The organism is Vibrio sp. D401a (assembly GCF_030248515.1).
Lineage (GTDB): Bacteria > Pseudomonadota > Gammaproteobacteria > Enterobacterales > Vibrionaceae > Vibrio > Vibrio rotiferianus.
On sequence record NZ_JAHGAI010000024.1, the window covers coordinates 1 to 21,175 of the forward strand.

Annotated in this window: 19 protein-coding genes and 1 riboswitch; of the genes, 5 read left to right on the top strand and 14 right to left on the bottom strand. The window is 44.9% G+C overall.

The window, feature by feature from the left end:
• Positions 1-40 precede the first annotated feature (40 nt).
• The 7 genes from ribB to KIV41_RS11565 all read right to left on the bottom strand — a co-directional run bounded on the left by ribB (position 41) and on the right by KIV41_RS11565 (position 6,490).
• Entirely contained in the window at positions 41-697 is a 657-nt protein-coding gene (gene ribB / locus KIV41_RS11535; protein ID WP_010451213.1) for a 3,4-dihydroxy-2-butanone-4-phosphate synthase, read from the bottom strand.
• A 175-nt stretch (positions 698-872) separates the two neighbouring features.
• Positions 873-1,013: riboswitch (FMN riboswitch) on the bottom strand.
• A gap of 122 nt (positions 1,014-1,135) precedes the next feature.
• On the bottom strand, positions 1,136-1,753 hold the full coding sequence (locus KIV41_RS11540; RefSeq protein ID WP_010451215.1) for a triacylglycerol lipase: 618 nt from the start codon (positions 1,751-1,753) through the stop codon (positions 1,136-1,138).
• Positions 1,754-1,812: 59 nt separating this feature from the next.
• Positions 1,813-3,669 (bottom strand): MFS transporter, encoded by a 1,857-nt coding sequence (locus KIV41_RS11545; RefSeq protein WP_285336437.1) that lies wholly within the window; start codon positions 3,667-3,669, stop codon positions 1,813-1,815.
• A gap of 183 nt (positions 3,670-3,852) precedes the next feature.
• Complete coding sequence (locus tag KIV41_RS11550; protein ID WP_285336439.1) at positions 3,853-4,212, bottom strand: hypothetical protein; 360 nt, start codon at positions 4,210-4,212, stop codon at positions 3,853-3,855.
• Between the two features lie 10 nt (positions 4,213-4,222).
• The gene (locus KIV41_RS11555; RefSeq protein ID WP_010451224.1) at positions 4,223-4,960 is read right to left on the bottom strand and encodes a helix-turn-helix transcriptional regulator; all 738 of its coding nucleotides are present in this window, start codon (positions 4,958-4,960) and stop codon (positions 4,223-4,225) included.
• Between the two features lies 1 nt (position 4,961).
• Positions 4,962-5,615 (bottom strand): HD domain-containing protein, encoded by a 654-nt coding sequence (locus KIV41_RS11560; RefSeq protein ID WP_285336442.1) that lies wholly within the window; start codon positions 5,613-5,615, stop codon positions 4,962-4,964.
• Positions 5,616-5,719: 104 nt separating this feature from the next.
• Positions 5,720-6,490, bottom strand: coding sequence for a hypothetical protein (locus tag KIV41_RS11565; protein WP_285336444.1), 771 nt, complete (start codon positions 6,488-6,490; stop codon positions 5,720-5,722).
• Between the two features lie 340 nt (positions 6,491-6,830).
• On the opposite strand from KIV41_RS11565, the gene KIV41_RS11570 reads away from it, so the two are divergent.
• Positions 6,831-7,013: a hypothetical protein gene (locus KIV41_RS11570; RefSeq protein WP_010451230.1), complete on the top strand. Its 183-nt coding sequence runs from the start codon at positions 6,831-6,833 to the stop codon at positions 7,011-7,013.
• Positions 7,014-7,065: 52 nt separating this feature from the next.
• Here the strand turns inward: KIV41_RS11570 and KIV41_RS11575 are convergent, their stop codons facing one another.
• The 6 genes from KIV41_RS11575 to KIV41_RS11600 form a co-directional block, all read right to left on the bottom strand.
• On the bottom strand, positions 7,066-8,343 hold the full coding sequence (locus KIV41_RS11575) for a cytosine deaminase (RefSeq protein ID WP_010451232.1): 1,278 nt from the start codon (positions 8,341-8,343) through the stop codon (positions 7,066-7,068).
• 9 nt (positions 8,344-8,352) lie between these two features.
• On the bottom strand, positions 8,353-9,591 hold the full coding sequence (gene codB / locus KIV41_RS11580; RefSeq protein WP_285336448.1) for a cytosine permease: 1,239 nt from the start codon (positions 9,589-9,591) through the stop codon (positions 8,353-8,355).
• An 813-nt stretch (positions 9,592-10,404) separates the two neighbouring features.
• Complete coding sequence (locus KIV41_RS11585; RefSeq protein ID WP_010451236.1) at positions 10,405-11,751, bottom strand: magnesium transporter; 1,347 nt, start codon at positions 11,749-11,751, stop codon at positions 10,405-10,407.
• A gap of 74 nt (positions 11,752-11,825) precedes the next feature.
• Positions 11,826-13,148 (bottom strand): AarF/ABC1/UbiB kinase family protein, encoded by a 1,323-nt coding sequence (locus tag KIV41_RS11590; protein ID WP_285336451.1) that lies wholly within the window; start codon positions 13,146-13,148, stop codon positions 11,826-11,828.
• 367 nt (positions 13,149-13,515) lie between these two features.
• The gene (locus KIV41_RS11595; RefSeq protein ID WP_010451240.1) at positions 13,516-14,739 is read right to left on the bottom strand and encodes an HlyD family secretion protein; all 1,224 of its coding nucleotides are present in this window, start codon (positions 14,737-14,739) and stop codon (positions 13,516-13,518) included.
• Positions 14,739-15,065, bottom strand: coding sequence for an MFS transporter (locus KIV41_RS11600; RefSeq protein WP_285336454.1), 327 nt, complete (start codon positions 15,063-15,065; stop codon positions 14,739-14,741). Before KIV41_RS11600 ends, KIV41_RS11595 begins: the two co-directional genes overlap by 1 nt.
• A gap of 107 nt (positions 15,066-15,172) precedes the next feature.
• Here KIV41_RS11600 and KIV41_RS11605 point away from each other — a divergent pair, with 107 nt between their 5' ends.
• The 3 genes from KIV41_RS11605 (at position 15,173) to KIV41_RS11615 (ending at position 18,892) form a co-directional block, all read left to right on the top strand.
• Positions 15,173-16,174: an AraC family transcriptional regulator gene (locus tag KIV41_RS11605; RefSeq protein ID WP_029561065.1), complete on the top strand. Its 1,002-nt coding sequence runs from the start codon at positions 15,173-15,175 to the stop codon at positions 16,172-16,174.
• Between the two features lie 671 nt (positions 16,175-16,845).
• Positions 16,846-17,538 carry a response regulator transcription factor gene (locus KIV41_RS11610; protein WP_285336456.1) on the top strand — a complete coding sequence of 231 codons (693 nt, stop codon included), beginning with the start codon at positions 16,846-16,848 and terminating at the stop codon, positions 17,536-17,538.
• Between the two features lie 4 nt (positions 17,539-17,542).
• Positions 17,543-18,892 (top strand): ATP-binding protein, encoded by a 1,350-nt coding sequence (locus KIV41_RS11615; protein ID WP_010451247.1) that lies wholly within the window; start codon positions 17,543-17,545, stop codon positions 18,890-18,892.
• On the opposite strand, the gene KIV41_RS11620 is transcribed toward KIV41_RS11615, so the two are convergent.
• A complete protein-coding gene (locus KIV41_RS11620; RefSeq protein WP_285336457.1) occupies positions 18,846-19,502 on the bottom strand; it encodes a pyridoxamine 5'-phosphate oxidase family protein in 657 nt (218 codons plus the stop codon). The two genes, KIV41_RS11615 and KIV41_RS11620, sit on opposite strands and share 47 nt — an antisense overlap.
• Before the next feature lie 104 nt (positions 19,503-19,606).
• On the opposite strand from KIV41_RS11620, the gene KIV41_RS11625 reads away from it, so the two are divergent.
• A complete protein-coding gene (locus KIV41_RS11625; protein ID WP_285336584.1) occupies positions 19,607-21,046 on the top strand; it encodes a PLP-dependent aminotransferase family protein in 1,440 nt (479 codons plus the stop codon).
• Positions 21,047-21,175: the final 129 nt, after the last annotated feature.

A 21,175-nucleotide genomic window follows, 5' to 3' on the forward strand; every position in this document is an offset into this window, starting at 1 on the left:
GCTGAATTCAGCGGCTTTTACTAGAGTAAGTACGTGTTGATTACGCCAGCTTCAAATCAAACTGATTGCGGTAAGCGACCATATCTTCGATGGTTAGTACCGGCATGTTGTGTAGGCGACCAAATGCGACGATCTCTGGTGCTTTTGCCATGGTGCCATCTGGGTTTGTTACCTCACACAGCACGCCAGCAGGCTGCAAACCTGCCATTTGCATCAGATCGATAGTACCTTCTGTGTGACCACGGCGAGTCATTACACCACCTGGACGAGCACGCAGCGGGAATACGTGACCAGGACGAGCCAAGTCGTCTGGTTTTGCATTTGGGTTTGCAGCTGTTTTAATGGTTGTTACGCGATCAGCAGCAGAAACGCCAGTTGTCACACCTTGCTTCGCTTCAATAGAAACCGTGAAAGCGGTTTGGTTTGCACTGTTGTTGTTCACAACCATTGGTGGCAGTTCAAGTTTATCTGCTTGAGCATCGGTTAGGCAAAGACAAACAATGCCGCTACATTCACGGATCATTAGTGCCATTTGTTCGTTAGTTAAGTGCTCAACGGAATAAATAATGTCGCCTTCATTTTCACGATCTTCATCGTCAAGAAGAAGTACGCCGCGACCTTCTTTTAGCGCGATAAGTGCGCTTTCAACGCGAGAAATTGGGTCGCCAAATTCGGCAAGTAGTGATGACTGATTCATGGTTAACTCCTAAATATCACCAGAATCAGGGCGGTATGAGAGATCGTTGCATTTAATTGCACAACGAGTTATCTGCCTGAGAATGGCATAAACCCGCGCAGTAGAAAACGCGATCTAAAAAGAAGCGCATCAGAGTTCATCAACAAAAAAATGTTGAGGACACACGCTGATGTATTCTTATTCTCTTTCATCCGGACTATAACCGTCGGCTCTGGCATCTCACCAGATCTGCTGACCTCGACGAATCGAGCGCTCGCGGGCTCACTCAAAAGAGTATACCGCCGGTGGGGAGTTTCGCCCCGCCCTGAGAACATTGAATCCAACCTATATGGTCAGAAGTAAAAAACTCCGACACTCAAATGAGTGGTCGGAGTAGAGATAGTACTGTGAACTATCTAGCTTGAAAAGTAGATTGCAACTACTTGATTGAAAAGTGCGCTATCGGTTGAAGCGATCAGTTTTAATAAAGTGATCGATCTGCGCTGGAACATAGGTGTTATAGATAAGACTTGTATGAGTTTGTTTAGTCTCAATATGGTCTTGCATGCCTTCTAAGCGAGTCTCATCGACGGTAACGGTGCCGTCAGACATGGTGTTGTCTCTGTGCATCAGAATAGGGCGTGCGCCAATTGCCATCGTGCCCGCAATGCTGCCGAGCTTCTGTGGAAAGCTCCAGACATCGTCGTGTTGGTTCAAACCATGGTACGGTGAGTTGCCAAGTATTGCGCCTAAGCCGAGGTCTTGAATACGAGAAACGATGGACGCCCCTTTAAGCGGTGAACCAATCGCTATGACGTGAGAGATAAGGCTAGAAGCAGGCTTTCTACTCGCAAGGTAACGTTTAATCATCAAACCACCTAGACTATGACCAACCAGCACATTGGTCGTATTAAGGTTCAGGCCTTTATCTATCGAATCAAACAGTGTTTCTTCGTTAATAGAGACCGTGTTGTAACTCAGTACTTGGGTTTCATAACCCAGCTTTCGCAGTTTTTGGCTAAGAGGCTGCATGACCAGCCCATGCATATAAAGACCATGTAAGATGATGATTTTCATAATACCTCCCAGATTTATGACGTTGATTTCATTCTACTAAACTCTGTACTCGACTACTGTCAGCGAATTAGCAAATCTTGCACTTCTTTTTGTAACAAATGGCGATCCAGTTTCATTGGTTGTAATAACTCACCGATATTGACTTCGATTCGAGACCAAATACGAGTAGGGCGCTTCGTTAACGCATGTCCGTCTTTATGGCTGAAGAAAGAACCCCACAAGCCTTTTAGTGCCATCGGGATTACAGGAACCGGTGTACGCTTCAAAATCTTTTCGACCCCGGGTCTGAACTCGCCTAGTTCGCCATTTGAGGTCAAACGACCTTCAGGGAAGATACAAACTACTTCATCGTTATTAAGCGCCTGCTCAATCTGTTCGAAAGCTTTTTTATAAGTCTCTGCGCATTTGCGTGGAGAGCAGATTGGGATCACGCCCGCATGGCGGAAAACATACTTAAGAACAGGCAGCTCACTAATTGATTTGTCCATAACGAATCGAACAGGGCGGGTTGATGTGCCCATTAAAATCAGAGCGTCTACATAGCTTACATGGTTCGCCACCATCAAAGCAGCGCCTTGCTCCGGGATATGCTGACGACCTGTCACGGAAACTCTGTACAAACAGTGGCTTAGCAAGTAACTAACAAAGCGTTGGGTAAACTCAGGAACTTGGCGGTAAACGTAGATTGCCACCATGAAGTTACCTATCGCTAAAATGGCAAACAGTTCAACAATAGAGAAATCTAAAACACTCAAAACCAGTATGGAAACAGCAGCAGAAGCGACCATAAACAGTGCGTTCATGATGTTGTTGGCTGCAATTGATTGAGCACACTCACCTTCATCTGAGCGTGATTGGATGAAAGCGTAAAGAGGTACAATAAACACACCGCCGCTTACGCCAACTAAGAACAAGTCGATCATTACTCGAATATGAGAAGACTGAGCTACAAAGCTTTGTACATCGTAGTAATGAGCAGGGAAAGACTCGATAGCGGGCACTGCCCAGAGTAGATCAGCACTGAAAATCGTTAAACCCAAGATACCAAATGGAAGAATGCCCAGCTCAACTTGGTTAAATGATAACTTCTCACACAACCATGAACCCGTTGCAACACCAACAGAAAACAGAGCCAACAGTAGAGACACCACAGTGCTGTCTGCAAATAGGTGCTCGCGAGCAAAATTAGGAAACTGAGTTAGGTATGTCGCGCCAATAAACCAGAACCAGCTGATGGCTAAAATTGACATCCAAATACCGCGTTGTTTTTGTGCTAGCTTGAGCGTTCTCTTTAAGCCTGAAATTGGTTCGAACTTAACCTTATCGCTTTTCTTACTTGGCAGAGAAGGGATGTTAGCGCTGCTTAAAAAGCCCATAAGAGAAAGTGAAATGACAATGCAAGAGGTGATAAATGTGCCGTTTGGTATTGCAAGCAGCAAACCTGCGCTCAATGTACCAATAAGGATGGAAAGGAATGTGCCCATCTCAACCCAAGCGTTTCCCTTGACTAACTCCTCAGATTTCAGTACTTGAGGAAGCAATGCATATTTAACCGGGCCAAAGTAAGCCGACTGAGTTCCTGTCATGAACAGTAGAACCAGCATCAGGATAGCACTTTGCGTCATGATGGCAGTTGCTGCGCAGCTCATGATCACTAATTCAATAAGTTTTAATCGGCGGATCAGCTTGGCTTTGTCCATGTTGTCAGCAATCGCACCTGCGTGGGCAGAAAATAGAAAGAAGGGAAGGATAAACAAGCCTGCAGCAAGATTAACAAAAAGGTCGACTGACATCGGCAGTGAGTCAATTTGGCTATATGTCACCATCAGTAAAAGAACGTTTTTATAGATGTTGTCATTCAGTGCGCCTAAACACTGAGTAACGAAATAGGGGAAGAATCGTTTAGTGAGAAACATGCTGGCTCCATAAGTGCAAAGTCGCGTTGAGATGAGAGCACTTTAAAGGTTGAGCTAAAGGAAGCCAGCGTGGCGGTAAGAGTTACGTTATGAGAAACCAAAAGTAACACTTGATGCTACTTTTAGTTTCACAAAATGGTGAACCTGCAAGGTCTGGTGCTTTTATATGTTACGAAGATGCAATTAATATCGGTACCAGATACTGAACATTCTCAATGTGACAAACAGAATAAATCCAGATAGCCCAATAAAACCCAAAGTGATGAGATAAAAGAACAGGCGGACAATGCGATCTTTTGTCCGTTTGAAAATGCCGAGGCTTGGAGTGATCTCCGGAACATGCTGAAAAGTAGAGATTATCACCCACGCCGAGAGTGCCCATAGCGCTGCCACACCACTCGGAATAAGATAAGACTCTTTGACCATGTCGGAGAGCTTGAAGAGTGTGGTGAGAAATACCGCAAACCCACCAAGGGCAATGAACAAGAACAGAGGTTGGATAGGACTTAGCTTGATGGAAAATGTTTTGAGTTTATCGAGCATCGAATATCCTCTATTTGCGTTCCCAAGAGCTAAATAATGGGAACGTCCAACGACGCATCGCAATCACCAGAGAGGTACCGTGCTTCTCGTTCATGTCTAGTGACTCGTCGCTTTGGCAAACCTGGTAAAACTCATCAATGACCTTTTGTAGCTTAGCCTGCATCTTCTTATTGGTTGGCAAGCTCATTAAGCCTGTTGCCATCACCAGTTTTTCATCTTCAGCAGAGAAGTAACTTTGGAAGAAGGCGTCTTGCACTTGTTGCTGAAAGAAGCGCTGGATAGGGCCGCCAGTATGCCAACGGAAAGTTGGGGAAATGCGTAGACGAATCTTATTGCCTGGCAGCAGGTCAATGATATCGAGACGGTCGAGTTGCGCGAGCTTTTGTATCAACTCCAATTCATCAAAGGTGTATTGCTCGACAATTTGATCGAAACGATAGCCATTGACTACACATACAGCAACAAGCAATAAGCCTTTATCGTCGACGAGTTGCTTTTCTTGCTCTAATGTCAGTGATTCCAGCCCCTTATTGTGTGCTGCTGCCAGCTTAAACAACTCTGCCATCTCTAAACCTATCAGCTGACAGATACGCTCCAATCGGTCGAGACTAATTTGACTGCCTTCTGCCAATAAACGTTTAACAGAGCCTTCACTCAACTCCAAATGTTGCGCGATGTCGACATAGTGTAAACCGGACAGTTTGAGTTGGCGTTTGAGCTCTTTAATTAGGTCGTGACTTTCCGACATATTAACCTTCTACTTCTTGGCGTAACTGCTCTAGGTAAGATTGCATAAACGCTTTACGCTTCAAAGCTTCTTCATACGCCGTTTTGGTGTTCATGGTTTCTACAATTTTAAACAGTTTGGTTTGGAAGTGATCGATGGTGAATCGTTTATCTTCTAGTTCTCTATGTTCTGCAAACATGTCCTGTTCGTTATATAAGGCGGCATCAAATAAAGTACTGACTTGAATACAACGTGTAACACCAATCGCACCAAGCGCGTCCAAGCGGTCAGCATCTTGGACGATCTGAGCTTCCAAAGTATTCGGCGTAATGTTAGCACTAAAGCTGTGAGATTCGATCGCATGAGCAATGGCGTCATGATACTGAGCGGGGTAGCCGATGCTTTCGAGGAACGAAATGGCTTTGGTTGCCGCAATCGTGGAGCTTTGCTTGCGATTTGGGTGATCTTTTGGGTAGGTGAAGCAATCGTGTAAATACGCCGCAGGTAATACGACAGCTAAGTCAGCACCTTCTTTTTGGGCAAGCTGGTGGGCAGTTTTCACTACGCGTTGGACGTGGCTTAGATCATGAGCAGCATCGGTTTGCATCTCTTGCTGCATAAACTGTAGGAACTGAGGCTCAAATTTGCTTAGGTCTGATGAGGTAAGTTGAGACATGGATTTCTTCTAAAAATAAAGGCTTAGACAGAGTATGCCTAAGCCTTTATTAAATTGCCAAATGAGACGTTGTTATTGAGACGTTACAAGAAAGTCTCGTTGTTTTATTGAGTGCGGGTGAAACGGAATGTCTGTACTCTTTGCTCTGCTCCATCGATGTAGGCGTAGCTGTCGATGGTCCAGACGTTTGGTCCCGCAAAACCGAGTTCTACGCGCACATCACCGGTAGGGATACCTTGGTAAATAACGTCATTAATGTTCATCGGGTAGAAGTTGTAGCGATTGTTTTGCGACTGTTGCTCCCCAGCAAAAGCGACCGAGACGTTTTTTGCTTGGTTCGTCAGTGTTAACTGGTAGCCCGCTTGTGGGGTGAACGTGAATGCTGCATTAAGATCAACGCCTTGTGAGTTGGTCACTTTAACATTCGCTTGTGTTGTTTTTGCCAGAGAGCCGTGTGCATGCAAACCTTCTAAACCTTTAAAATCGCGGTTGTGGTTTTGGATATTTACGCTCCAATCACCAACAAAGTTGTCGATCTCTTGCCATTGTTGAGGCGCATTGGTGGCCGCTGTGTTCTGACCGCTATTGATGCCACCAATCGCGTCGTTACGGCTGTCGTGACGGATGTTCTCGCGGTTGTTCTGAATATCAGCACTTGCACCTGCTACTCCTCCAGTTACACCGCCAGCAATAGCTCCTTTTAGTGCTAAATCAGCATCGCCCGTAAGGGCACCCATAGTAAGGCCTAGAAGTGCACCACCGGCTGCCCCCTGTTTTGTTAATGCGTTTGGATCGTCTTCTCCCGGAGTCACGCATCCTGCAAGTAGGGGAAGAGATAGCGCCGCAACCAAAGTAGTTTTGTTAAAAATGTTCATGTGTTTGCTCCGAGATGTTTGGTTCGAAGCTATTATTGAACACTGTTTCATTGTCCGTCTACTTATCTCGCTGATAACCACTGGTTATCAGTACGTGATGCCGAGTCACACTTGCTTAGTTGAAACTCTTCTGCCTTAAACTGAGCTGCCTTTTCTTCGAGCCCATGGTAAAGGAGTTAAACTCATTTAAAACAGTCATGACGGCAAGTTTTAACTAGGTTTGTGTTGTCCTATTTTTGAAAAGACATACCTTTATTTTTTATGATCTGTATCAAGCTTTGTTTATGCATGCGGAGATAGGATGCGGCCGAACAAAATATTATAAAATTGGGGCCTGAGTGTGCAGGATCTTTATGAACTAGAGCGTAAGTTGGTGGAATGCGGCGCGGATATGAAAGGCTTAAAGGTTGTGCCAGCAATTATTGATGAAGATGGCGAGGTTGTTTATATAGGCAATTCGCCTTCGTTGCTAAGGAATGTCATTAGTTGCCGTAGACAGCTAACGCAACGCGTGAAGAAATAAAAAAAAGGGTCTGATTTAAGTCAGACCCTTTTTTGTATTTTAGGCAAAGACTCTAGCGTTTGAAAGTCACTTGCTCTTGTTCACTAAGGTGAATATGTGTTGTTGCTGGTTGTGTTTCTGCAATCACTTTACCGTGACGAACTGAGTAACGAACTGGTACCTGACGACGAACTGCATCAAACCCATTTTCCGCAGGAAGAATAAGTAAGCTACCTGGTTTACCTGCTTCAATGCCGTGTTTGTCTTGAATGTTCAGTGTGCGTGCTGAATTGGTGCTGATCAGATCAAGTGAGTTGTTGATTTGGTCGTAACCCATTACCTGACATACGTGCAGACCCATGTGCAGCACTTGTAGCATGTTTGCTGTGCCCAGTGGGTACCAAGGATCGAAGACGTCATCGTGACCAAAACATACGTTGATGTTGGCATTCAGCATCTCTTTCACACGAGTCACGCCACGGCGTTTCGGGTAATCATCAAAACGGCCTTGAAGGTGGATGTTGACCAATGGGTTTGCAACAAAGTTGATACCAGACATGCGCAGCAAACGGAATAGGCGAGATGCGTACGCACCGTTGTAAGAGCCCATCGCCGTTGTATGGCTTGCGGTTACCTTGTGGCCCATGTTGAACTTATGCGCTAGTGCTGCAAGCGTTTCAACGAAGCGCGATTGCTCATCATCAATTTCATCACAGTGCACATCGATCAAACGGTCGTATTTTTGTGCCAACTCGAACACGTAGTGCAGAGACTCAATGCCATACTCGCGAGTGAATTCAAAGTGAGGAATCGCACCAATAACGTCAGCACCCAGCTGAACCGCCTCTTCTAGCAGCTCTTTACCATTCGGGTAAGACAGAATGCCTTCTTGCGGAAACGCAACGATTTGAATGTCTACCCACTCTTTCATTTCTTCACGAACTTCTACCATTGCTTTTAGAGCAATTAGAGTAGGGTCAGAAACATCAACGTGGGTACGAACGTGTTGTACGCCGTTTGCAATTTGCCATTTCAGAGTTTGCTTAGCGCGTGATTTCACGTCTTCAATCGACAGCGTCTCTTTGCGCTCAGCCCAACGCTCGATACCTTCGAAAAGCGTACCGGAGATGTTCCAGCTCGGCTCACCGGCGGTTTGGGTAGTGTCTAGGTGAATATGCGGCTCACAGAAAGGTGCGACAGCCATGCCGCCCTCCGCATCAAGAACATCACCTGTGTAATTTAGTTCTACATTATTGTCTTCAATACGCTTGAATTGACCATCCTCAATCAAAATTTGCTGGAGACCTTCCTGTCCCTTAAGCGTTGCGTTCTTGATCAATAGTGTTGTCATGATGGTTCCTTACGCTGGCTGCTGTGCCAGTGTCTTTTTATTAAGAATAGGATTTAGAATAAGGTAGCTGATTGTGCCGCCCAGTACTGCGTTTACAGGTACCACTCCCGGAAGGAAGTGACCAGCTGCAACACCAATCGCCACTGCGATAATGCCAGCCCAGTTAACCGTTTGGAACTCTGCTGCTGCGAAATTTGTGTAATGCTTACGGTTCATGAAGAAGTCCGCAATGATTACGCCGCCAATTGGTGGAATTGCAAGCGATAGGAAAGTTAACCAGCCTACAAAGTTATTGTACAACCATAGTGCACACAAAGTACCGACTAAACCGTTCGCCATAGAGATGTATTTGCTTGGCAAACCAGTGATGTTTGAGAAACCTAGGCCCGATGCGTAAAGCGCATTGTCGTTGGTTGTCCAAATGTTCAAACCAAGCACGATGATAGCTGGGATTAGAAGACCTTGAGCGATCATCACTTCTGAAATGTCTGATTGGCCAGTTACCGCAGCGCCTGCTGCGCCGAAAATGAACATCAGTGAGTTACCGATAAAGAACGCCACCATAGTGACCATCACTGCACCTTTTGGCTTTTTGCCGAATCGTACGAAGTCCGCAGTCAGTGTGCCTGCACTGACGAATGAGCCAACGACCATTGCAAGCGCTACAGAAAAATCGATTGGTTGTGCTGGTTGTACTTTTTGTAGCTCAGCCACACCACCCACGCTGTTTACCGCTTCTACTACCGAGTATCCGCCGAGTAACGCAATCGCTGGAACTGCAATCGCAGATAGCACCATAAGCGCAGAGATACCGAAGTAAACCGTTGCAGTCATTAATAGACCAGAAATGATGATGAGAGTGTTTGTATCGATGCCTGTTGCTTTGTTTACTGGAATAGCAAACATCGCCACGCCAACACCAAACCAACCAACTTGTGTGCCGCCAAGAAGAGCGGAAGGAAGCCAAGAGCCTTTAGAGCCAAAAGAGAAACGAGCGAGGAGGTGAGTAGAGAGACCAGTAGAAGCGCCGATGTAACCGAGGAAAGAAGTGTAGATGCCGAGGATTAGGTTACCAATGAGAACAGCGAGGAAGAAATCATCAAAAGAAAGTCCAGTACCGAGCGAACCGCCCGTCCACATACTTGCGGAGAAGAAAGTGAGTCCCAACATAACCATGGTTAATGATGCAACCCCCTTTCTGGCAGTGTTAGGAACCGGTCCAAGACTGTAGTTATTGTCTGCAGCCATTTTTACCTCCGCAAAGAAAATTAAAATGAATTATAGAACCCAATTTCTGGGCAAACGGCGCGTATTATCGTGATGTAAATCTCATAGTCAATGAGTTTTTTGTCACTTGAACGTTTACTGTGAGGTTTGTGTTTTTATATTTCTTTAAAAACATATGGTTATTGATTTTTTAAAAGTCAAAAAAGTTTGGCTGTTGATGGGCTTTTTGACCTGTTATGTGTAATGAAATCGGTGTCATTGGTCTTACTGTTATATTTCATCATATTTCTATGGTTTGTTTATAAAATGGCACAATGATTGATTTGAATGATGTTTGGCAAACGTTTTCTTATGCTTGCTGGGAAGTGTTGTTCGTTATTTGAACATAAATACGATTGTTTTCTTTGTTTTTTGTGGCTTTTGTTAATTTGTTTTTGTGAGAGCTTCTTTTGTTGTGGTTAACTTTGGGTTTTTATGTATGTAATCGATTGTAAAAAATCAAACAAATTGATTTAAGAGGGTGGGGAAAGTAAATAGGGAAATTTGGAAAGGGCTAGATAAAAAAAGAGCCAACCGCAAAAGCTGCGATTGGCTTATATACTTGTGAACAAAAATCGAGTTCACTAACAACGTCAGTTGGCTAGGTGACCCTCGGCTTAAGAAGGGTCACTATAGATAATGCAGCATACGTGCCAACTTTTTGATGACCTAAAAACCCCAGTTTCTGTGAGTTTAGTTGCCTAATGTGAATTATTCTTTGCAAATTGCATTTGCGTATTGCAATGCGTGTTTAATATGCTACTGATTGTTTTATTATAATAACTAATTTATCACTTAAAGCATCACTAGACTTGCCGTGCCTAAGAAGGCAAAGAAGCCAACGACATCCGTTACTGTGGTCAGAATAACTGAGCCTGCTAGTGCGGGATCTAGTTTGAGCTTATCCAAAACAATAGGGATTAAAACACCAAATAGTGCTGCTGTAATAATGTTCACTATGATCGCTAGTGCAATGGTGCCACCCAATACAGGAGACTGGAACCAAAGCCCTGCTAAACCACCGATGATCAGTGCCCAAAGCAAACCGTTGAGTGAGCCGATGCCCAACTCATTTTTTAATAGGGCAAAGCGGTTACCAGGTGTGATTTGGTTTAACGCCATCGCACGAACCATCAAGGTCAAGGTTTGGCTACCAGCAATACCACCCATTGAGGCAACAATCGGCATTAGAACCGCAAGGGCAACCACCTGCGAAATCACATGTTCAAATAGCCCAATTGTCACGGATGCTAAAATGGCGGTGAGCAGGTTGATCCCTAACCAGACGCCGCGTTTTTGTGAACTTTTTAGAACGGGGGCGAACAAGTCATCGCCTTCATCCATACCGGTACCTGCCATTAAACGTGCTTCGTAAATTTCACGCTGCGTGCTCAAGGCAAACTGCCAATCCACTTCACCGATTAAGGTTTGGTCAGAATCGGTAACAGGAAGCGCTGGAAGCGCACTGTGCTCAAGTGCTTCTACCGCCTCAGGAAGCTCCATCTTACTGTCGAGCACATTGACGGTTTCAATGGCTAAGGTGCTAAGGCGTATATCAGGATCGCTACGTAAGATCTCATAATAGTTCACCGCGCCACGGAACTGTTTCTTGCGGTTGATGAGATATACTTGTTGCGGTGTATCGTAGCTGTAACGCTCCATTAAGCGTCGAGCTTTACCAATCGTAATATTAAAAGGGAGGGTGATGATCTTACGCTCAGCCCAACGTCCGAGTTGTTCGTCTTCATATTCATTTGCTTGGTCATAAAGCTCAAGCTCATCTTTCTCAATTAACTCTAGTGCTTCATTGATGAACTCTTCTGGTAGAGAGTCGGCCCACTCTATCAGGGATAAGTTATCAAGTTTAGCGAGAGTGAGTTTAAGTTCGATTTCCGAAAGTGCTTCGATGATAGAAAGGCGTACGTCCGCACGCATTTCAGTGAGCACATCAATATGCAATTCAAGAGGTAATGCGCGCCACAAGCGTACACGTTCATCGATAGGGAAGGCTTCAAGGATCAGCGCAACGGCGCCGGGCTCGAGACCACATTCGATAGAATCATTCAAAGCGGTGACTTGATCCGCTTCGTCTGCTTGGACAATTTGTTCGATTAGAGTGGAGAGGTCTTGAAACTTACTCACCGAGCACCCCGACAGTCAGATTATTCTTATAGGCAGCTGATCAAGGTACTCGAAAATAGCAGAAAAACAATAGGCTATTCGTCAACAATCCGTAGGTAAGGGGCGACCAATTGGCGAATGTTCACTTTTGCGCCAATACGAGCCGCAAGCAAGTACATCCCACCAATTTTTCGGTGTAGGAAAAGGGCGTCGGCTGGTGGTGTATGCCAGTAGTCTTGCTCCAAGCTTAAAATGGTACCAGCCTCGCGGAGTTTCTGCGCTAAGCCACTGGCTTTGAAGTCATATGGCTCATCAACCAACATAGGTTCACACGCCATTTTCACCAAATTGAGAATCGCTTGGCGCTGCGCTGGCATGATGGTTTGGCTGAAGAAGCCTATTTGCTCGAGCGCATCATTCAAACCTTGTTCGTCATTATTAACGACAGATGCAAAGGCTTGGCGATAGCCGGTACTGAACCGTTCGCTGTATTCTCGAGTTGCGCCAAAGTCTAGTAAGCCGATTTGACGAGTGTTTTCGATATATAAGTAGTTGGCGAAGTTTGGGTCGGTTTGTACCATCTTAAATTCAAACAGCTCTCGAAACAGTAATTCGAGTAGGCTGTGCATGACAAAATCTCGCGTACTCTGATCATAATGTTCGATTTGCTCAATCGGACTGCCATCAATGAATTCCATCGCGAGAACGGAGTCTGAGCAGCTTTCGGTGTGAATCTTCGGCACCACAAAATGAGGGTGATCTTTCAAAGCGTCATGATAGCGAATAGCAAATTGCGCTTCGCGCGCGTAATCAGCTTCGTCATGGAGTTGTTTCTTCGCTTCCTCCAACAACCCTTTGTAATCGACGGATTCCGGAATCAAACCAACCACTTTAAGCAGCGTTCCTACGTTGTCGACGTCACTATCGATGCTTTTTCGAATGCCTGGGTATTGTACTTTGACCGCTAGGTTATCACCCCCGTCGCTGTAGGCTTGGTGCACTTGTCCGATTGAGGCACTGGCAATTGGTTTGAAGTTAAAGGAAAGAAACTCAGTTTTCCATCCGGTACCTAGCGAGGTTTCCATCACGTTGTTCAGTTGTTTAGCCGGCATTGGGTCAGCATTAGAACGAAGTCGAGAAAGAATATCGGCGAGCTCTGGTTCCAAAACATCGCCAGCATCCATCGAGAGCATTTGACCAAGTTTCATCGCAGCACCTCGTAGGTGAGCGAGTTGGTCGGTTAAGCGCGCGATATTCTGCGGCGTCAGCAACAGGTCTTTCGCTTTGGGTTTGTTGCCTTTGGCGATCTGCTTCGTGCCTTCCGCAATTACGTTTCCTGCAACACGTGTAGCGAGTGATGCGAACTTGCTGAATCTTGAAATACGATGGGTTGGTAGGCTTCTTTCCTTTGCCGACATGAATCTTCTCCGCTATTTACTAACTATTTGTTATACGGGAAAAGTACGTGCTTGGATACAAATGAAAAGAAAACCGCCAGCGTAACTGGCGGTTTATTAGGGTCTGTTGACCTTTTGCGGTTAAATTTTGTTCGAGATAAAAGCGTTTTAATCGCGGCGAGAGGTTTGTAGCCTAGTTATTCTAAGCAAAATCCTCTCAACAAAGAGTAAAGCGCTTTTAGCCGAACCCTTCGGGCAGTGTTTGTGGCTCCTTTCTACTGCGTTATCGGCTTATCAGGTAGGGCAACTACATTTCAAAGCCTCTGCCTTGTATAAAGAACCCACAAACTGCTGCAAAAATCAGCTCAAAAGGTCAACAGACCCTAGTCTAGATAGAGTAGAAGAAGTACAGCTGAGACTTCATTCGGATGATGATGCCACGAATCGCATCCAAGAAGGCTAAGAAGCCAATTGGTTTTTCACCACTCACCCATGCTAAGCCTACAGAGCCTACCGGGATATCGTAGCCTTCTGGTTCATCAATTTTCAGGCGAACAAAGTGGTGCTTGTTCTGTAAGTTCTTACCAGTGGTGACACGTACTGAATCATCCAAACCCAGCAAGTTACCTTGTGACTCACCTGTTGCTTCAACAATACCTTCTACCGTAGCAGAGAAGACTTTGCCTGGGTAAACTGAAGAGGCGAACTCCGCTGGTTGACCTGGTTTAACGTTTCTAATTGCTTGATGGTTCACGCGCATCAGAACGTACTTTTCATTAGTGTACATGTTGATACGCGGCATCATCGAAACACGTTGACCTTCACGCAAGATAAAGTTAGTCACAAAGCCATCTGCTGGAGCATGAACTTTCGTACTGTCCAAATCCCATTGCGCTTTTGCAATTTGCTCTTCTGCTTGGCGCAGCTCTGCCTGTTTGGTTTCAACTGCGAGCTCTGCTTTATGAATTGCCAGTTTTGCGCGAGATATATCGACTTGTTTCTTCTTGATTTGAGATTCAAGGGTTAACACGTTATGTCGAGCCATATCAACCGCGCTCGATTGCTTGTCGATGTCGCTTTCTGTAATGGTGTTCTTGACCACTCGGTTTTGCTCAATATAACGATCTAGCATCTTTTTCTGCAATTTGTGGTCAACTTTTGCAGCTTCCAATTGGCTCTTTGAAGTTTCTAGATCTTGCACTAATGCTTGGTGATTCGCTTCTTCAATCTCGATATCACCTTGCGCGGTTGCTAGTGCCACTCGAGCAGAGTCTGCCGACACATTTGCTTGATTCAATGCGATCTCATATTGCGTTGGGTCGAGTTCATAAATGAGCTGACCTTTTTCAATTTGTTGATTCGGCTTGATGTAAATGTGGTCGACTTTGCCTTTTACATTGGTTGAATCAGGACGAAGCTGAATGTGCGGCGATTGCACTACAGAGCCACCTGATATGTCCATAGGCGTAAAGTTAATCAAGCCCACCCATACGAACATTAGCCAGCCCAAGCCACCAAGGTAAGCAAAGGATTTGGTTGCTTTGTTCCAAGGCATGCCGACTAAACGGAGTAGATAGATGAAGAGTGCCCATACCGCTAAACCTTCTAACATTATGCGTCCTCTTGTGGCTGTGTTTCTGTTTGCGGTTTACTTCTCCATGTATCACGCAGATTGATGATGGCTTTTTCCATATCAACGAATGCAAAGATCACGGCTAGCACCCATACCCAGTGCCAGACAAATCCTATCCAGGTGAGGGCGGTGATAAGCCCTATCTGGTGATGGTCTTTGCTGTGTGCCTTATTAATTGGCAACTCATGGATTTTCCAAAAGCCGTAACACGCGCCAGCGACACTCGCGATTAAAACGACAGCAGCGACAACGTGCAATGCCGTATCTGCGCCTGTTCCGACAAATGGGACACTAAGTAAACTCATTAAACACTCCTCTATCAAGCTGTTGGCGTATTGTGATCTGGAATTGAAATGGATGAGCTTTTGTGACAAATTCAATCACTCAGAGAGTAAATTTGATGTGATTGGTTATGAAAACGGTTCGATTCATTCGCGCGATGGGCATATTAAATATGCATAACCTCGCGTTATCTAAGTACAATTTGACATCTGATGACCTAGGTATTCCCGCTTCAGTATTTCATAACCCGATGACGCTGATACCTCTCACCGCCGTTTCTGAATGGTTTCGTCGCATAGAGTGCTTAAGCGGCGACCCAGATGTCATTTTGAATTTGAGCAAAGGGATTGATCTGCAAAAACTAGGGCCTGTTGGGCGATGGTTGTTTTCAGGCAATGACCTAGCAAGCACAATTCGACGTGTGAATTACGGTGTGAGTAATCTGCAATCTGGCGCTTTTTTTGCTGGCGCGCAGTCTGGAAAGATAGTTAAGTGGACTTATCACAACCCTTTCATTGATACGACGATCAAAGTACATGACAGCATTCGTAGTGCGGTGTTCATGATAAAGATATTACGCGAATTCTTAGGAAAGGATTATCGCCCACTTAGAGTGATGATCTCTGGTTCAAGAAAAAACCATGACTTGTATCGAGAGTACTTTGGCTGTGAAGTGGAGTGGAGCCAACCTAAAACCGAGGTTTGGATTCATGGTGATGATCGCTTAGCATCTCGTCAAGTCAGTCATCGTGAGGAGAGCCGTTTAGCGATGAATTTCTCGGATTTGGATGATCTATTGAACATGCCTGATCCTGAGGATGAACTTAAAGTGATTTATGAAGTAGTGAACTACAGCAGCCACTATGGATTACCAACATTAGACAGAGTCTCTGCGCTGTTAGGTTTATCTGAGCAGCAATTTCAACGTCGACTACATAAGTTAGGTCTGAACTTTTCTACCGTCTGTGGCTATGTACTGAGTAATGTCGCAGCTGGATTATTGAGCTCCAAGGTGAGCGTTGAAGATATTGCCGCACGGTTGGGTTATAGCAATGTCGCAAGTTTTAACCGTATGTTTAAAAAACATCGCGGTGTGACCCCAAAACAGTATATAGCCCGCTTTGAAAACTAGCTTCCCCTGTACGTAGAATGAAGCTCAGGTTTTCTAACGTATGCGTTTGATTTTATCCATGCAACGAGTGAGCGACTGCTTGATATTAAATGACTTGTGGCCGCTCGGAGTGCCAGGTTCAATCATTGATGTTTCTGCTAATGCCGCTAAAGGTGTCGACGTAGAATGTTGGATAGAAATAGCTTCAGCACTCGGTATTGATTGTGTCGGTTTGTTAGCATAAGACGAGGTAAAACCAGAAGCCGTATTACCACAAGCTGAAAACAACGCAATTCTGGCAAGGGTAAGTGAGGATAGCTTAAAACGAGACATCATAATTCTGATTGTTATTTATAAATTTAATAACAAATTTAAATGTCATAAAGCGCTCTGTCTATATACTCACTTAGATGCTTATTGCCTAGAAATGTAGCCTTGTCGGCACGTCGTATTACTCAAACTACTTCTTTATAGTGTTTGGTTTCAGTGGTTTGTATGTTTACGGCCTTATATTATGAAATATTTTGCAATTCAGTGCATTATGCTGTCCTTGTGGGTATTTAACCCTAAATTTGGTCGAACCCCTGCCTTTGTAAGTGATTGTAAGTGCTTCGATGTATCAAATGAGCGTAGCTTGCACTCACATTTCTGAACGATATACTGCTCCCGTTTTATAAGTAGAGTGAATGGGTATGAGTCGTTATAAAATCGTATTGGTTGAGGATGATTCCGAGATAGCGCGTTTAACAAAAATGTACCTCGAAGCAGAGGGGCACTCGGTAACTATTATCAATAGCGGTGAAAATGCTGTCGAAAGTATCCGTTCATTACACCCCGACCTTGTATTACTTGACCTGATGTTACCAGTCAAAGATGGAGCCACAATTTGCCGAGAGGTGAGAGAGTTCTTTGATGGCATGATCATCGTTTTGACGGCAACCGACGATGAAATGAGTGAGGTGAGTTTATTTAAGTTTGGCGCTGATGATTACCTTACCAAACCAATCAGAGGAAATGTGCTGTTAGCAAGGATAGAAGCGGTTATGCGTCGCTATGCCAGACAGCCTTACACCGATTCGAATCAAACAGTCCATGGGTACGGCATTGAGCTTTGCACTCGGAGAAATAAAGCCAGCTACCAAGGTACTGTACTTGATTTAACTGATTCAGAATTTGAGATTTTAGAACTGCTAATGTCTAATATCGATCAGCCAGTGTCTCGAGAGTCATGCTGTCGTCTCGCGCGAGGTATTGAGTACTGTATTACCGATCGTTCCATTGATATGAGGATCTCTTCGCTGCGTAAGAAGTTTGTCAAAGCTGGTGTTCAATCTGCGACCGTCAAAACTGTCCGAAATCGTGGCTATATGCTAACAGGCAAGTAAGTATATGTTTTCTACCTTCACTCGTCTTTACATTGCAATTATCACTGGCCTAACGGTGACCGTGTCACTTTTTGTTTTCTTAGGTGACGAATATATGCGTAAGACGGAGGTAGAGATATTTCTGAACGATGGTGCATACTTCGCCAATCAGTACATCGCTCAGAAAGGTACTGAAAGTTCACTCTATAAAGAGCTCACTCAAACTGGTCAGCAAGACTTTTATATATTTAAACTTGCACTGCTTGATCATTGGGACGAAACTCCGCCTTGCGATGACTGCAAGCAGATCTACCGATTGCAGTCTATTCCGGTTTACCTCATTGAAGACAGCTTATATGGTGCAGTCTTTCCTCTGCCGAATAGTACTCAAAGCTTATTGTTCAAAGAAAAGAGAGATTTTTTCCGGCCAGATGTTGATTGGCATGAGGACTCAGAGCTGATTTTTGTTTTAAGCCTTGTTATCGTCGTTTTCTCCAGTTTGGGGGTGATGATTTACATACCAGTCAGATCGATTGAAAGCCAAATCATAAGGCTATCGAAAGCGCATAACGAGTTTGGTTCAGGTGAGTTGCAATGCAGAGTTGATCCTAAAACCTATTCAGACTCTTTGGGGAGTTTGGCGCAAGGCTTTAATGATATGGCGGAAGACATTGAAAGGAGAGTCAAGCAGAGCCATATTTTGACTCAGGCGATTCCTCATGAGGTGCGTACTCCCTTAAGTCGGATTCAACTTGCGACTGATATTGCGCGGTTAAGTAAACCTGAACAGCAAGAGCAGCTGTTTAATGATATCGACCGTTATGTTGGTTCGATCAATGAGCTTACTCAGGATATTGTAAAGCTATCTCGGCTAAGCTCTCAGAAAAAGGGAGAAGGACACGCGACGACTTCACTTAACCTGCTTCAATGGACTCGTGAAAGGCTTGCTTATCATGGTCTAAATCAAGTGGTGATTGAAAGCTGTATCGAATGCAACAGTGAGCAAGTGCGTTTTCAGCAGACCCTTGGTAACTTAGTTATTGATAACCTAATTCAAAATGCCGCACGATATGGAGAAAAAGATATTTACCTAGCCATTCATCGTGTTAAAGAGCATTGGGTGATCGATATAGAAGACGACGGTCCCGGAATCCCGATTGAAAAGCACTCCGAAGTGTTTTTGCCATTCTCCCGACTAGATAAAAGCCGAAATGCAGACAAAAAAGGGTTTGGATTGGGCCTCGCTATCGCAACCAGTGCGGCGAGGCAATTGGATTGGAAACTATCGGTTGGGGAAAGTCACTTAGGTGGAGCGCGCTTTACTGTGCTCATTCCTGCCAACGATCAGGATAAGCGCTGCTATAGTCAGGCGTAGCAAGACCTTCATATAAACCGTCATATGCCTCAAGTGGGCCGACAATCGTTCTATACGGTAAGACACCTGCCCAAACGGGGAGATCCATGTCTTGCTCATCATCATTGACCCCAAAATGGCTGATTTTCACTGATGCTTCAGTGAGTGGAATACGTAACAACATGGTCGCTTTGAGTTCTTTTTCATTGCTCAAGCGTATATTTTGCGTTCTTCCCGGCGCGATTTGCTCGATAAAGTGATTCAGCAGTTTGTCTTTCTGTTGGTTATCTTCCACCACTTCAAACTGCCCGAAGACCACGGCACTGCGATAATGTGCGCTATGATGAAACGCACTTCGAGCCAGTACCCAACCATCAAACAAAGTAAAGGTTAGGCACGTTTGCACTCCTTGTTTAAGTGAGCGCAACAATCGACTGTTGTTGGCTCCATGGACGTACACGTAATCATCTACGCGCCATGCCAGCATGGGGATGACCACAGGGCCAGACTCGTTTGTTATCGCAATATGAGCGATCAGGCTTTCATCTATGATGGCGTGCAGTTTATCGACATCAGAGACTGCTTTGTGCGCGCCTTTTTTAATCTCAGTTCGATTGGTGTTGGATAACATTTTCTCTCCTTAAGCTCTTACGATAATGAGCGCTTGCTTCTCTATCTCTGATTGCAATGTATCGATTAACTGGTAGCTTAAAGAGAGCCAGTTTTAACTTATGTATGGATCCAGTTTTGTCTTTAATTGTTGTTGGTGATTTGAACTTAAATGAGCATGATGGCACTCGCCAGCAAGCTCTATTCTTTGCTATTCGAGAAAAAATCGTGAAAGGATTGTGGATAAAGGGCGGAAAGTTGCCCTCAACACGCAAGCTTGCGCAGGAACTCGATATCAGTCGAAACACCGTGATTGCAGCGTATGAACAGTTGGTCGCTGAAGGGTACTTGAGCAGTCAAAAAGGTTCCGGCTTTTATGTGGCGGTGGAGTTGCCAGAGCAGTATTTACCAGAACCCGCAGCACCTGAAGAAGGGGTGGATCCTAAGGCTGGCTTCGATATAAACCGAGCGTTTGCTCCAGGTGTTCCAGATTTAGATGCGTTTCCAATGGCACAGTGGCAGAAACTGATTGCGCGCCACTCATCCCGCACGTGTTTACTCGGTAATCAAGATATTCAAGGCAGTTGGAGATTGCGTTGCGCTTTATCTAGCTACCTTGCTTCCAGCCGCTCAGTCAACTGTTCGCCAGAGCGGATCATCATTACATCTGGAGCGCAGCAAGCGTTGGCTATTGCCACTATGAGCGTACTAAAACAAGGCGATACGGTGCTGATGGAACAACCGGGATATGCACAAATGCGTAAATTGATCCATTTCCAGCAATATCATTTTGAGCCACTGTACGTGCAAGAGAAGGTAGGCTTTGATGTGGAAACGGTGACATCGAGTCAGGTGGATGCTTTGTATATCACGCCAAGTAACCAATACCCTATGGGGACGACGCTCAACATAGAACAACGAAGCAAGATCATTAACTGGGCAGTACAGAGAGCGCATTGGATAATCGAAGACGACTATGACAGTGAATTCCAGTTTGCGCATCGGCCATACACTAGTTTGCAGGGATTAGCGGCTCAAATGGGCAGAGATGATCGCGTTTTATACGTTGGCTCGTTTAGTAAAGTCATGTTCAACGGTTTGCGCCTAGGTTATCTCGTCGTTCCTGAATCTTTAGTCGATGACTGTCTTGTGGTTAAAGATGCGTTAAGCGGTGATTCTCCTACACATACGCAAGAAGCGTTAGCCGATTTCATAACGGAAGGAGGGTTACTTCGTCATATTCGCAAGATGCGTCGACTATACAAAAGTAAACATGAACGGATGTGCTCGGCGATTGAAAAGTATTTTGGCAATAAAGTGAGTGTTATCAGTCAAGCGGCGGGTCTCCACATTACGTTGAAGTGGCGATATGGCATTGATGAACATCAATGGACACAGCGTGCTGAAGCGAAAGGTATTGTGCTGCGTCCGTTGAGTTATTACGAACATCCCGAATTTAAAACCCGTGATTGGAATGGGGTGGTTTTAGGCTACGGCAATGTTGCGCTAGAGAATATTGAGACTTTGATGCAGCAGCTGGCGTTGATGTTTGAGTTGAAGGATTAATGAAAGTGAAAACCTCGATGGATCAGCTTGATCCCCCCCCCCCCCCCCGCACTCTTAATTGCTTGCCATTGTTTTGTGCTAGATCTAGCAAGAATAGATAATTGGTAAACTTTCGAGTTTACCTGTAGC